We start from the raw sequence: 13,499 nt of genomic DNA, 5'->3' as shown, positions 1-13,499 counted from the left end.
TGCTTTTTTATCATTCGGAATCAGAAAAGGAGATAGCTATGCTTACGTGGCTCCTGGCGCTGGACGGCGCGATCCTCCTCTGGATCCAGGATTGGGTCCGCAATCCGATCCTGAACGCGTTTTTCTCCGTTTTCACCCATCTGGGGGACGCGGGCATGCTGTGGATCGCGCTGGCGCTGGTCTTTGCGTGTATCCCCAGGACCCGGAGAGCGGGACTCTGTGCGCTGACGGCCCTTCTGCTGGGCCTGCTGTGCACCAACGTGGTGCTCAAGCACCTGGTGGAACGCACCCGGCCCTGGCTGGTGGTGGAGGGGCTGGTCCCTCTGATCGCAGAGGGAGACCCCAATTCCTTCCCGTCGGGGCACACCACAGCGGCCTTTGCCGCGGGCGTGGTGTGGTGGAAGAGCCTGCCCTGGCCCTGGGCAAGAGCAGGTGCGCTGGTGCTGGCGGTGCTGATGGGCTGCTCCCGCCTGTATGTGGGGGTCCATTTCCCCAGTGACGTGCTGGCCGGCGCCGTGGTGGGCACCCTGTGCGCCCTGTGTGCCATGGCCCTGTGGCGGCGCGTGGCAGACCGGAGAAGAAACCGCATCTGAAAAAAGCGGGTACGATTTTAAGATCGTACCCGCTTTTCTTCCCTTCGCATATAAAAAACCCCACAGGCAGAGCCTGTGGGGGGGCCCGCAGAAGCCGTGTGGACTCCTTTAAAACCTGCACGTAATTGGCAGGTGGGTTGTCTCCACAGCGCTTCCTTGCTTCCAACTTCCAGTGACCCACAAAGGGGGCCGGGAGGCCTGCAATCCACGCCGTGAGGGCGACATCCCGTTTCAGAGATGTGGGTTTAAATAAAGCCCATCACGCACCCCGCAGGAAAAATTCAGAAAAAATTCAGAATTGGTAAGGCGGAGGTTACTCCTCTTCGTCCTCGAAGAGCTCCTGCATCACCAATTCATAGACGGCGTCCAGCTCTTCCTGGCTGTCCAGCGTGGCCAGCTGATCCTCGCCGTCCACGTTGATGACCTTGAGGATGACCAGACCGTCGTCCTCGCTCTCTTCCGGCTCTTCCGTGTCCTCATCGGCCTCGGTAACCGTCAAAAAGGCCATATAGACCGTGCCTTCGTGCTCGATCGTCGTGCAGTATTCCAGTTCGAACTCATTGCCCTCCTCATCGGTCAGGGTAATGAACTCACCGCCAAATTCCTCGCTCATGGCTTCACCGCTTTCTATGGTTTGTGGTCCCCGGAGGGGGAGGCCGTACAAAACGCCAGAGCGATTTGCTGCCGTACCTATTGTAACCCGAAGCAGGATAAATTGCAAGATAGGAGTCCGCAAATTTTTTTCGAGATTCTAAAAATAGGAAATAAAGGGATAATATAGGGTGGACAACTGGCGCACCTATGCTATAATATTCGGGTACCTGTGACGAAGTCACCCATACCATGGCAGCCGGCCGCAGGATGCGGCGGGGCTGGCCGACCGATACCGGAGGTGTCACTTTGGCAAGAACAACGAATCCCAACGACGACCGGCGCGCGCGGGGGAGCGGAGGACATACGGCGCGAACCGTCCTCAAGGGGATCGGGACGCTGTTCCTGATCGGGCTCGTGACCTGTGCGTTCCTGGCCTGCTTTGCGGCGGTTTATATCACGACGGAGATCCTGCCCAACGCCCATGTGGATGCACAGGCCTATTCCACGGCGCTGGCCAGTACGATCTACTACACCGACAAGGAGACCGGACAGCCGGTGGAGCTCCAGTCCCTCTACGGGACGGAAAACCGGGTGTGGATCCCCTATGAGGAGATCCCGGAGGATCTGATCAACGCCACCATCGCCATTGAGGACCGGCGCTTTTACAAGCACAACGGCGTGGACTGGGTGCGTACCGCCCGGGCGGTGCTGAGCATGATGACCGGCGAGGACATCCAGGGCGGCTCCACCCTGACCCAGCAGCTGCTCAAAAATATGACCGACTATGACGACGTCACCGTCAAGCGCAAGATCCTGGAGATCTTCCGGGCGCTGGATTTTGAAAAGTACCACACCAAGGAAGAGATCCTGGAGCTCTATCTGAACTATATCTACCTGGGGCAGAAGTGCTACGGTGTGTCCACGGCCGCGGAGAACTATTTCGGCAAGGATGTGCGGGAGCTCTCCCTGGCCGAGTGCGCCAGCCTCATCAGCATTACCAACAACCCCTCCATGTATAACCCCTATCTGCATCCGGAAAACAATGCCAACCGGGCGCTGAACGTGCTCAACGCCATGCTGGAGCAGGAGAAGATCAGCCAGGCCGAGTACGATGAGGCGGCCGCCCAGGTCAAGGCCGGACTGAACTTCACCAAGGGGGAGGATGAGGAGAACGAAAATACCACTAATGTGCTCAGCTGGTATGCCGAGCAGGTGGTGCGGGATGTGATCGACGACCTGGTGGAAGAGGGCGGCTACTCGAGAGAAGTGGCCAGCAACATGGTTTACAGCGGCGGACTCAAGATCTACTCCTGCATCGATCCGGACGTCCAGGAGGTGGTGGATGAGGTCTACCTCAACCGGGACAACCTTCCCCAGACCTCTTCCCGGGGCGAGCAGCTGGAGTCGGCCATCGTGGTGCTGGATCACGACGGAGACGTGGTGGCCATGGCCGGCGCCATGGGCGAAAAAACGGCCAATCAGGTGCTGAATATGGCCACCATGAGCAAGCGGCAGCCGGGCTCCTCCATCAAGCCCCTCTCCGCCTACGCCCCGGCCATCGATCTGGGACTCATTACTCCCAACTCGGTCTTTGATGACACGCCGGTGATGGAGCTGAGCGGCTCTGCCTGGCCCTCCAACTCCTACGGCTACTACTGGGGCCGCGAGACGGTGAGCAAGGCGGTGGAGCAGTCGGCCAACACGGTCCCGGCCCGGGTGATCCAGGAAATGGGCATCGGACAGTCCATGGAGTACCTGGAAGACCACTTCCACATCAGCACGCTGGTCCACAGCGCGGAGAACAAGAAGAGCAACGACGAGGGCCTGGCCCAGCTCTCCCTGGGCGGTCTGACCGACGGCGCCCGGGTGATCGATATGGCTGCGGCCTACTCGGTCTTCCCCCGCAGCGGCGTGTACGTGGAGCCCCGCACCTACACCAAGGTGACCCGGGAGCAGGATGGCCAGGAAGTGGTCATTCTGGATAACACCCAGGAGGAAGAGAGTGCGGTCAAGTCCACCACGGCGTGGTATATCAACAGCATGCTCAAGAACGTCATCAAGAGCCCCAACGGGGTGGGGACCGGCCGGGAGGCCTACTTCAGCGGCATGACCATCGCCGGTAAGACGGGTTCCACCAACGACTACAAGGACCGCTGGTTCGTGGGCTACTCCCCCTATTATACGGCGGCCGTGTGGACCGGATACGCCCAGTATCCCGAGCGCATCAACAACGGTTCCACCAACCCGGCGGCCCAGATGTGGCGCAAGGTGATGGAGCCCATCCACCAGGGCCTGGAGAATAAGGACTTTGAGACGCCCGAGGGACTGGTGACCGTCAACATCTGTATCGACAGCGGCAAGCTGGCCGGTCCGAACTGTACGCTGGATCCCCGTGGGAACCGGGTGCAGGGCGCCTATTTCTTCAACGGCGACCAGCCCACCGAGCACTGTGACGTCCACACGCAGACCATTGAGGTCTGTAAGGACAGCCCCATCCTCAATTCCTCCGGAGAGAGCACCGGACTCTACCATGTGGCCGGAGAGTTCTGTCCCCGGGAGGGGAATGAGGCCGGGGTGGAACCCACGGTCGTCACCATCTCTCTGCCCAGCTTTGAGCGGGAGTCCTTCGGAAGAGGGGCCCGGGACGACGCCTATCGCCTGCAGAACGTACAGGCTCAGGGGACGTGCACCGTTCACACCCAGGAGCAGGAGAAGCCGACGGAATACGATCCGTCGACCTTCGATCCCATGGACCCCAGCACCTACCCGCCCGCGGACCTCTACCCGGATTTTGACCCCTATAACCCGGAGACGTGGCCGGTGGTGACACCGTCGCCCGAGCCCAGTACAGAGCCCACTGAGCCGGGCGGGGAGACGGAGGAGCCGGAAACCACACCCTCTCCGCCGCCCAGTGAAGAGGTGGCCCCTCCGGCAGACGCCCAGTAATAGAATAGTGCAACAAAAGCCCTCCGCGGCCCGGCTGCTTCAGCCGGAAGGCGGAGGGCTTTGTTATTTCCAGAGGTGGACCAGCCCCCGGTCGTGGAGCTCCTTGAGCATGACGGCGGCCATGGGCAGGAAGATCATGCCCGCCGCCCCCCACAGGATAAAGCCGGTATACATGGCGAGCAGCGCGGCCAGAGGGGGGAGACCCGAGCCCTTTCCCACCAGCTTGGGCTCCAGGATGCTGCGGGTGAGAAAGAGTACGCCGTAGAGGAGGAGCAGCCCCAGCGCCAGGGAGGTCTGCCCCCGCAGCAGGGAGAGCAGCGCCCAGGGCAGCAGGACGATCCCCACGCCGAAGACCGGCAGGGCGTCCAGCAGTGCCGTGAAGCCGGCGGCCAGAATGGCCAGATCCACCCCCAGGAGCAGAAAGCCCACCGTGAGCAGACACAGCGTGACCAGCATGAGACAGCCCTGTGCCCGCAGCCAGCCGGTCATGGCATCCCGCACTGCACCCACCATATGCCGCAGGCGGGTGCGGAAGCGAGCCGGGACCTGACGCCAGAAGAACGCGTGCAGGCGGGACCGGTCGGCGCTGATGAGGCAGGTGGCCAGTGCGGTGGTAAAGAGAAAGAGGCCCCACTGGGGCAGGGCGGAGGCCCCGTGGGCCAGCCAGGTCCCCAATAGGCCCGATGCGTCCCCCAGCAGACGCATTCCCTGGTCCTCCAGCGCCTCCATCCCGCCCCGCAGGGTCTCCTGAAGGGGGATGGGGGCTGCGATGAGGAAGCGCTCCGCCCAGCGCCGGACCCCGCCCAGCCAGCCGGTAAAGGCCGAGAGAAGCTGGGGCGTCTTTTGGAGGAGCACGGCGCACTCCGTTCCCAGCCGCCACACCAGCAGGCCCAGGCCCCCGGCCAGCAGAAGGAAGAAGACCAGGGTACACAGCGCCGCGGCCAGGAAGCGGGGGAGCCTTCCGCGCCGGGTGAGAAAGGCCACGGGCCCTTCCAGCAGGGCGGCGCAGAGGAGGGCCAGCAAAAAGGGCAGCAGGCAGGGAAGTACGATGGGCAGCAGAAACCAGAGTCCTCCCAGCACAAGGATGGCCTGTAAGACGCGGACAGGAATCAGAGGCGAAGGCGGCGGGTGCATGGGGGTCCTCCTTTCCAACGGTGTGGTTATTTTGACGAAAAAATGGGGATGATAGACTGTAAAACTGTTGGCTTTCACGCGAAATCGGCGGTTGATTGTCGCAGTTTACTGTGCTAAAATGATAACAATTCGATGAACAATTGCTTTTCGGAGAAGGACATTGAGGAGGGATTGACGTTGAGCAAGACACCGAATTATTTTATCGTGGAGGCTGGAGCACTGCCTGAGATTTTCCTCAAGGTGGCGGAAGCCAAGCGCCTTCTGGAGACTGGCGAGGTGGATACTGTCAACGCCGCGACCCGCCGTGTGGGGATCAGCCGCAGCGCGTTTTATAAATATAAGGATGCGGTACGGCCCTTCAACGATATGCTCCACGGGCGTATCGTCACCTTCCAGATCCTGCTGAAGGATGAGCCGGGCGTACTCTCGGCAGTCCTCAATATCTTTGCCCAGAGCGGCGGGAATATTCTGACCATCAATCAGGGGATCCCGGTCAACGGCTGCGCGGCCGTGACCATCGGCGCGGAGACGTCGGGCCTGCAGCTCTCTCTGGAGGAGCTGCTGGCGCAGGCGCTCAACGTGGAGGGCGTGGTGCGCTGCGAGATTCTGGCCGGCTGAGCAGAGAGGAAGAGAACGAAATGATACATGTGGCAATTCTGGGCTACGGCGTGGTGGGTTCTGGCGTGGCGGAGGTCCTGCACGAAAACGCCGGGGCCATCGGCCGCCGGGCGGAAGAGGAGATCGGCGTCAAATATATCCTGGTGCGCCGGGATTATCCGGACAGCCCCTTCCGGGACCGGATGGTCCGGGACTTTTCCCTGATTGAGCAGGACCCCCAGGTGGAAGTGGTGGTCGAGGTCATGGGCGGCACCGGCGCGGCCAAGGAGTACACGGAGCGGGCACTGCGGGCCGGGAAGAGCGTGGTGACCGCCAACAAGGAGCTGGTGGCCGAGCACGGGTATGAGCTGCTCCAGCTGGCCCGGGAGCACGGCGCGCGCTATCTCTTTGAGGCCAGCGTGGGCGGGGGCATCCCCATTATCCGACCGCTGAGCCAGTGCCTGGCGGCCAATGAGATCGAGGAGATCACGGGCATCCTCAACGGGACCACCAACTATATCCTGACCCGGATGATCCGGGGCGGGCTCTCCTTTGAAGCGGCCCTGAAAGAGGCCCAGGACAACGGCTATGCCGAGGCAGATCCCACCGCCGACATCCAGGGCCATGACGCCTGCCGGAAGATCTGCATTCTCGCCTCCCTGGCCTTTGGACGGCATATCTACCCCCGGCAGGTCCCCACACAGGGGATCACAGAGCTGACCGGGGCCGACGTGGCCTATGCCGGGAGCGCCGGATACCGCTGGAAGCTGCTGGGCCGGGCCATCCGGCAGGCGGACGGGCGTCTGTGCATCTATGTGGCGCCCCACCTGGTGGAGGAGGAAAACCCGCTCTCCGGTGTGGAGGATGTGTTCAACGCCATCACCGTGAAGGGAAACGCGGTGGGCGATGTGATGTTCTACGGCCGTGGAGCCGGAAAGCGGCCCACCGCCTCCGCGGTGGTGGCCGACGTGATGGACGTGGCCAAACACCGGAAGGGCCCGGGAGAGCTGTCCTGGGCGCCCGGCGGCGAGGATACGGTGGCCCCGGCCGATGCGCTGGAGAGCCGCTGGTATGTCCGTCTGGCGGAGGCCGCCGCCCTCCCCGAAGGGGTGCAGGAGCTCACGCGTCCGGACGCCCCGGCAGGCGAGCGGGCCTTCCTCACCGGCGCCATGAGCGGCGCGCAGCTACGGGAGAGCCTGTCCGGATTCGGACGGGTCGTTCTGGCTCAGCGGGTGCTGGACTGACGGCTCGGGGGAGCAGAACATAAGATAGTGAGAGGAAGGGGGCCGCTCCGGCCGCCGTTCCTTCCGAGCGGACAACGCTCCACTCTGAAGTTTTAGGGGGTACATAGATACCATGGGATTGATTGTACAGAAATTCGGCGGCTCCTCAGTCGCCGATGCGGATAAGATCCGCAATGTGGCGCGTATCATCACGGAGACCTACCGCCGGGGCCACAATGTGGTGGCCGTCCTCTCGGCCCAGGGGGACACCACCGACGATCTGATCGCCAAGGCGGCGGAGATCAACCCGAAGGCCTCCAAGCGGGAGATGGATATGCTCCTCTCCACCGGAGAGCAGATCTCCTGTTCCCTGTGCGCCATGGCCATTGAGGCCATGGGCTATCCGGTCGTCTCTCTGACCGGGTGGCAGGCCGGGATGAAGACCAACTCCGCTTACAGCAACGCCCGCATCAAGCGCATCGGGCCCGAGCGCATCCTGGCCGAGCTGGACCGCAGAAGCATCGTGATCGTCACCGGCTTCCAGGGCGTGAACAAGTACGACGACATCACCACACTGGGCCGGGGCGGGTCGGATACCTCTGCCGTGGCTCTGGCCGCCGCCCTCCATGCGGATCTGTGTCAGATCTACACCGACGTGGACGGTGTCTATACCGCCGATCCCCGCCGGGTCAAGGGCGCACGCAAACTGGATGAGATCACCTATGACGAGATGCTGGAGCTGGCCAGCCTGGGCGCCCAGGTCCTCCACAACCGATCGGTGGAAATGGCCAAGCGCTACAATGTCAATCTGGAGGTGCTCTCCAGCTTTTCCGGACAGCCTGGCACCAAAGTCAAGGAGGTTACTAAAAACATGGAAAAAGTATATGTCAGCGGCGTTGCCAAGGATACCGATATTGCCCGTGTGGCCATCATTGGCCTGGCCGATGAGCCGGGCATTGCCTTTAAGATCTTCTCCATGCTGGGGAAGGAAAATATCAACGTCGATATCATTCTCCAGTCCATCGGCCGTGACCAGACCAAGGATATCAGCTTCACCGTCGGCCATGGGGACATGGAGCGGGTCCGGGAGCTGCTGGAGGAGCGCAAGTCCGCCCTCCACTACGACCACGTGGACATCGTGGACACCGTGGCCAAGATCTCCATTGTGGGCGCCGGTATGGTAAACAACGCCGGCGTGGCCTCCCAGATGTTTGAGGCCCTGTACAGCGCGGGCGTCAACATCAACATGATCTCCACGTCCGAGATCAAGATCTCGGTGCTGGTGAACAAGAACGAGGCCGACCGGGCGGTCCAGGCGATCCACGACCGCTTCTTCTCCCAGTTCGGAAGCCACAACTAAATCGATACAGCAGAAAAAGAGCCCGGACGGCATAGCCGTCCGGGCTCTCAGCGTGTCGGAGCAATGTTTGGATACCTGTGACGATCACAGACAGCGGCGGTAGGTGCGGGTGATCTTCCGGAGGCGGGTGGACACGTCCGGGTTGAAGGCGGCCTCCCGCACCCGCCAGCTCCAGTTCTGGGGCCCCATGGTGCCGGGGGCGTTCATCCGGGCGTCGGAGCCCAGGCCCAGCAGGTCCTGCATGGGGACCATGGCCAGGCGGGAGGGAGAGGCCCAGGCCCCGCACACGGCCCCCCAGCCGAAGCCCTCGTCTCCCCGGAGGCGGAGGTAGTCGGAGGCATACTCCCGCTCGGCGGCGCTGGACTCCTCAAAGAGCCACTGGACAAAGGTGGGGGTGTCGTGGGTGCCGGTGTAGATGATGGAATTGGGCGGACAGTTGTGGGGCAGATAGGAGCTCTCCCCTACCGGATCAAAGGCGTAGATCAGGATCTTCATGCCGGGCAGGCCGCTCTGGGCGATAAAGGCCCGGACCTCGTCGTCCAGGTCGCCCAGGTCCTCGGCGATGAGATGGAGCCCGGGGATGGCCGAGAGAAGCTCCACCAGCTCCAGACCGGGGCCGGGCTCCCAGTGGCCGGCCTTGGCGGTGGGCGCGTCCAGGGGAATGGACCAGTAGGTGTGGAAGGCGCGGAAGTGGTCGATGCGCACCACGTCGTAGAGCCGGGCCATCTGCTCTCCCCGGCGGCGCCACCAGGCATAGCCGGTGGAGCGGTGATAGTCCCAGTCGTAGAGGGGATTGCCCCAGTGCTGGCCCTCGTCGCTGAAGGCATCCGGGGGCACGCCCGCCACGGCGGTTGGGTGGAAGTCCTCGTCCAGCTGGAAGAGGGAGGGGTTGGCCCAGATCTCCGCCGAGTCGGGAGAGACGTAGATGGGCAGGTCGCCGATGATGGAGATCCCCCGCTCGTTGGCGTAGCGCTTGAGGGCGTCCCACTGGTGGAAAAAGAGGAATTGCAGGAACGCGTGGTAGGAGATCTCTTCGGCCAGGGCCTCCCGCAGGGGGGCGAGGGCCTCGGGCTGGCGGGTACGTACTTCCCGGGGCCAGTCCTTCAGCTCGGCGCCGCCGAAATGGCCCCGCAGAGCCAGGAAGAAGGCAAAGTCGGGCAGCCAGTCGGCCTCCTCCTCCAGGAAGCGGTCCAGCTCCTGGGCATAGCGGGTCCGGCCCCGTTCCCACGCCTTGCGGAGCAGGGCAGGGCGGTTCATGTGGAGCCAGGGGTAATCCACACGGTCGGGATTGGGATACTGGGATTCACTCAGCTCCTGGGCGGTGAGCAGGCCGTCCTGGGCCAGAGTCTCCAGATCCAGGAAAAAGGGGTTGCCCGCAAAGGAGGAGGGGGACATATAGGGGGAGTCCCCTCCGCCGGGAGGGACCAGAGGGAGGATCTGCCAGTAATGCTGTCCGGCGTCACAGAGAAAATCCACAAAGCGGCGGGCCTTGGCCCCCAGGGTCCCGATACCGTAATCGCCGGGAAGGGCGGAGATGGGGAGCAGGATGCCGCTGGAGCGGTAAGTGAGCATCGTATGACCTCCAATCGTGCGGCCGGAGGGCCGCAGGTTCTGCTCCATTATAGAGCGGCGGCGCGGAGGCTGTCAAGAAAGCCCGGCGGGGATGCCGCCCTCCTCCAACGTGCTGCGGATGGCGTCCAGGACCCCGTCGGCGTCCTCACATAGGACCAGCAGACAGGTGCCGTCGGCCAGGGTCTCCACCCGGGCATCCTCGGCGATGGCGTACTGGTCGGCCAGATAGAACTCAAAATTGTTTTTCTGGGTCTCCACAAAGGAATCCAGCCCATCGCGGACCACATCCTCCCGCCCGTCGGCGGGGAGGATCAGGGCGATGCCATAGGCCTTGATGTTCATGGGGGAGACCGCCACGGCAAAGGACTCCAGGTCCTCCGGGGTGACCCCCAGAAGGGAGAGGAGCAGATCGGCCCGCTCGTCCTCCGGGTCGCTGAGGACCGGGAGGGCCTCGTTCGTCTCCTGGTCCCGGGCGCGCTCGATGGCGGAGCGGTAGAGCTGGGTACGCTCCTCCGGGGAGAGGGAAGGGGCAGGGGAGGCCGAGCAGGAGCAGAGCAGGGCAGTGAGCAGCAGGATCGCAGGGAACAGGCGTGTATGGCGCAGTATCATGGTTCCAGACTCCTTTCGTTTGTGGCGGGGGATTGGGGTTCCAGGGCGAGGGCGCCCTCCCGCAGGACCAGCCGGACGGCCCCTCCGGCCTGGAGGGCGCCGGAGAGCAGAGCCTCGGCGGCGGGGTCCTCCACCCGGGCGCGGATGGCCCGGCGGAGGGGGCGCGCACCGTAGTCGGGGGCGAAGCCCTCCCGGGCCAGCTGTTCCAGGGCGTCCTCCTCCACGTGCAGGGAGACCCCCAGGCGGCCCAGCCGCTCACCCACGCCGTCCAGCATCCGGCGGGCGATGGTGCGGATCTGTTCCCGCTCCAGCTGGCGGAACACGATGGTGTCATCCAGCCGGTTGAGGAATTCCGGCCGGAAGACCCGCTTCAGGTCGCCCATCACGGCCTCTTTGAGCTCGGTCAGGGGGCGGGTCTCCCCGGAGGAGAGGGCCGACTGGAAGCCCAGCTTGCCACCCTTGGCGGTGATGCGCCCCGCCCCCACGTTGGAGGTCATGACAATGACCGTGTTGCGGAAATCCGCCTTCCGGCCCTGGGTGTCGGTGACCACTCCGTCCTCGGTGATCTGGAGGAGGAGGCCCCAGACGTCCTCGTGGGCCTTCTCCAGCTCGTCAAAGAGGAGGACCGAGTAGGGACGCCGGCGCACCGCCTCGGTGAGCTGTCCCCCCTCGTCGTGGCCGATATAGCCAGGAGGGGAGCCGATCAGGCGGGAGACCGTGTGCCGCTCCATATACTCGGACATGTCGAAGCGGAGGAGGGCCTCTTCACTGCCGAAGAGGGCGGCGGCCAGGGCCTTGCAGAGCTCCGTCTTGCCCACGCCGGTGGGCCCCAGAAAGAGAAAGACCCCGATGGGACGGCCGGGCTCCTTCAGCCCCACCCGGCCCCGGCGCACCGCCCGGGCCACCGCCCGGACCGCCTCGTCCTGGCCGATCACCCGGCGGTGGAGCTCCCTCTCCAGGGCGAGGAGGCGGTCCTTTTCACTCTGGGTGAGGGAGGTGACGGGGACCCCCGTCCAGCGGGAGACCACCTGGGCCACATCCTCGGCGGTGACTTCCCCCACGTTCTGTCCGCTGTGCCAGAGGGTGCGCTCCCGGTCCAGCTCCCGGCGGAAATCGCTCTCGGCGTCCCGGAGCATGGCGGCCTTTTCAAAATCCTGACTGCGGATGGCCTCCTCCTTCTCCCGCCGGGCCTGAGCCACCCGCTCCTCCAGCTCCCGCAGGTCGGCGGGCGCGGAGAGCCGCTCCAGACGCACCAGGGCGGCCGCCTCGTCCATCAGGTCGATGGCCTTGTCAGGCAGGCGGCGGTCGGCCAGATAGCGGATGGAGAGGGAGAGGGCCGCGTCCAGGGCCTCGTCGGAGATGCGCAGCTTATGGTGGGCCTCATACCGGCCCCGGATCCCCAGCAGGATGGAGCGGGCGGTGGCCTCGTCGGGCTCGGAGACGGTGACGGGCTGGAAGCGCCGCTCCAGCGCCGCGTCCTTTTCGATATAGCGGCGGTACTCGCTGGTGGTGGTGGCGCCGATGACCTGGATCTCCCCCCGGCCCAGGGCGGGCTTGATGATGTTGGCCGCGTCGATGGCACCCTCGGCGGAGCCGGCGCCCACGATGGTGTGGAGCTCGTCAATGAAGAGAATGATGTTGCCCAGACGCACCACTTCGCCCAGCAGCTGCTTGACCCGCTCCTCAAACTCGCCCCGGTATTTGGTGCCCGCCACCATGGAGGAGAGGTCCAGGGCCAGCAGGCGCTTGCTGCGCAGCTCGTCGGGGACCTCCCCGGCGGCCAGGCGGCGGGCCAGGCCCTCGGCCACGGCGGTCTTGCCCACGCCGGGCTCTCCGATCAGGGCGGGATTGTTCTTGCGCCGGCGGGAGAGGATCTGGATCACCCGGTCGATTTCATCGTCCCGGCCCACCACCGGGTCCAGCAGGCCGCTGGCCGCCATGCGCGTCAGGTCCCGGGAGAACTGCTCCAGGAGTTTGCTGTCCCCGGCGCCGGTGTAATCGGGCTCGGATTTGGCCTTTCCGCCGCTGCGGAAGGGCGGGGGGAGCTCTCCTCCCATGGCCGCGGAGAGATCCCCCGTCAGACGCCGGGGGTCCTGACCGCAGGCCGAGAGGACCCGGATGGCCACGCCCTCCCCCTCCTGGAGCAGGCCCAGCAGGAGGTGCTCCGTGCCCACATAGTCCTGACCCAGCCGCCCGGCGTGGGCCAGGGCCAGCTCGATGATGTGCCGGAAGCGGGGGGTGAGCCCCTGGGAGGGGAGGGCCCCCGGTATCCCGGAGCCCACCGCGCGCAGGATGGCGGTGCGGATGGTCTCGGCCTCCAGTCCCGCGCTCTGGAGGACCCGGGCGGCCACGCCCCCGCCCTCCCGCAGCAGTCCAAGCAGGAGATGCTCCGTACCCACATAGCCGTGCCCCAGCTCCGCGGCGCTCTCCTGGGCCAGACGCAGAGCGGTCTGGGCCCGCTGGGTAAAATTCACGTCGTTCAAACGATCACCTCGTTTTGCGGAGAATCGGAATCTCCGGGTTCTTTTTTGGATCGGCCCCATGGTAACGCCTCTTTCCTCAGTAAAATTAGATCGCACAAAAGCTGGAAATTCTGCCATCCAAAAATATACCCAGTATTCTGTGAATTTAGCATTGCAATTTTAAAAATTCGTGTTACAATGTGGTTAGTTTAAGTTTGGAGGTGTTACCTATGGCATATGTGATTAGCGGCGATTGCGTGAGCTGCGGCTCCTGCGCTGGCGCCTGCCCCGTGTCCGCCATCCACGAGGGTGACGAGCACTACGAGATCGACGCCGGTTCCTGCATCGACTGCGGTACCTGCGCTGATACCTGCCCCGTCGGAGCGATCTCCCAGGGCTAATCGTCTCA

Annotated in this window: 11 protein-coding genes and 1 other RNA gene; 6 read left to right on the top strand and 6 right to left on the bottom strand. The window is 64.1% G+C overall.

Going from position 1 to position 13,499, the window contains the following annotated elements:
* The first annotated feature begins 38 nt into the window (after window positions 1-38).
* Window positions 39-593 (top strand): phosphatase PAP2 family protein, encoded by a 555-nt coding sequence (locus INF37_RS10085; RefSeq protein ID WP_101692692.1) that lies wholly within the window; start codon window positions 39-41, stop codon window positions 591-593.
* Window positions 594-671: 78 nt separating this feature from the next.
* Here INF37_RS10085 and ssrS read toward each other — a convergent pair.
* Both ssrS and INF37_RS10075 read right to left on the bottom strand, forming a co-directional pair.
* Window positions 672-873, bottom strand: a non-coding RNA gene (gene ssrS / locus INF37_RS10080) — 6S RNA.
* Between the two features lie 33 nt (window positions 874-906).
* Entirely contained in the window at window positions 907-1,206 is a 300-nt protein-coding gene (locus INF37_RS10075; protein WP_101692693.1) for a DUF1292 domain-containing protein, read from the bottom strand.
* Between the two features lie 287 nt (window positions 1,207-1,493).
* Here INF37_RS10075 and INF37_RS10070 point away from each other — a divergent pair, with 287 nt between their 5' ends.
* The gene (locus tag INF37_RS10070) at window positions 1,494-4,133 is read left to right on the top strand and encodes a transglycosylase domain-containing protein (protein WP_193538091.1); all 2,640 of its coding nucleotides are present in this window, start codon (window positions 1,494-1,496) and stop codon (window positions 4,131-4,133) included.
* 63 nt (window positions 4,134-4,196) lie between these two features.
* Here INF37_RS10070 and ytvI read toward each other — a convergent pair whose 3' ends face one another.
* The gene (gene ytvI, locus INF37_RS10065; RefSeq protein WP_101692695.1) at window positions 4,197-5,267 is read right to left on the bottom strand and encodes a sporulation integral membrane protein YtvI; all 1,071 of its coding nucleotides are present in this window, start codon (window positions 5,265-5,267) and stop codon (window positions 4,197-4,199) included.
* Window positions 5,268-5,444: 177 nt separating this feature from the next.
* Between ytvI and INF37_RS10060 the strand changes: the two genes are divergently transcribed.
* The 3 genes from INF37_RS10060 to INF37_RS10050 all read left to right on the top strand — a co-directional run bounded on the left by INF37_RS10060 (window position 5,445) and on the right by INF37_RS10050 (window position 8,447).
* Window positions 5,445-5,885 carry an ACT domain-containing protein gene (locus INF37_RS10060; protein WP_101692696.1) on the top strand — a complete coding sequence of 147 codons (441 nt, stop codon included), beginning with the start codon at window positions 5,445-5,447 and terminating at the stop codon, window positions 5,883-5,885.
* Window positions 5,886-5,905: 20 nt separating this feature from the next.
* On the top strand, window positions 5,906-7,108 hold the full coding sequence (locus INF37_RS10055; protein WP_193538089.1) for a homoserine dehydrogenase: 1,203 nt from the start codon (window positions 5,906-5,908) through the stop codon (window positions 7,106-7,108).
* A gap of 112 nt (window positions 7,109-7,220) precedes the next feature.
* The gene (locus INF37_RS10050) at window positions 7,221-8,447 is read left to right on the top strand and encodes an aspartate kinase (RefSeq protein WP_101692698.1); all 1,227 of its coding nucleotides are present in this window, start codon (window positions 7,221-7,223) and stop codon (window positions 8,445-8,447) included.
* Window positions 8,448-8,531: 84 nt separating this feature from the next.
* On the opposite strand, the gene malQ is transcribed toward INF37_RS10050, so the two are convergent.
* The 3 genes from malQ to INF37_RS10035 all read right to left on the bottom strand — a co-directional run bounded on the left by malQ (window position 8,532) and on the right by INF37_RS10035 (window position 13,111).
* Window positions 8,532-10,019, bottom strand: a complete 1,488-nt coding sequence (gene malQ / locus INF37_RS10045) for a 4-alpha-glucanotransferase (RefSeq protein WP_193538087.1) — start codon at window positions 10,017-10,019, stop codon at window positions 8,532-8,534.
* Between the two features lie 72 nt (window positions 10,020-10,091).
* Complete coding sequence (locus INF37_RS10040) at window positions 10,092-10,628, bottom strand: DUF4358 domain-containing protein (RefSeq protein ID WP_193538084.1); 537 nt, start codon at window positions 10,626-10,628, stop codon at window positions 10,092-10,094.
* Window positions 10,625-13,111, bottom strand: a complete 2,487-nt coding sequence (locus tag INF37_RS10035) for an ATP-dependent Clp protease ATP-binding subunit (protein ID WP_193538083.1) — start codon at window positions 13,109-13,111, stop codon at window positions 10,625-10,627. Before INF37_RS10035 ends, INF37_RS10040 begins: the two co-directional genes overlap by 4 nt.
* Window positions 13,112-13,320: 209 nt before the next feature.
* On the opposite strand from INF37_RS10035, the gene INF37_RS10030 reads away from it, so the two are divergent.
* Entirely contained in the window at window positions 13,321-13,491 is a 171-nt protein-coding gene (locus INF37_RS10030; protein ID WP_101692701.1) for a DUF362 domain-containing protein, read from the top strand.
* Window positions 13,492-13,499 lie beyond the last annotated feature (8 nt).

Source organism: Pseudoflavonifractor gallinarum (assembly GCF_014982855.1).
In the GTDB taxonomy this organism is placed as follows: Bacteria; Bacillota; Clostridia; order Oscillospirales; family Oscillospiraceae; genus Pseudoflavonifractor_A; species Pseudoflavonifractor_A gallinarum.
The sequence above is the reverse complement of the archived record's forward strand: the minus strand, read 5'-3'. Positions and strand labels throughout refer to the sequence as shown.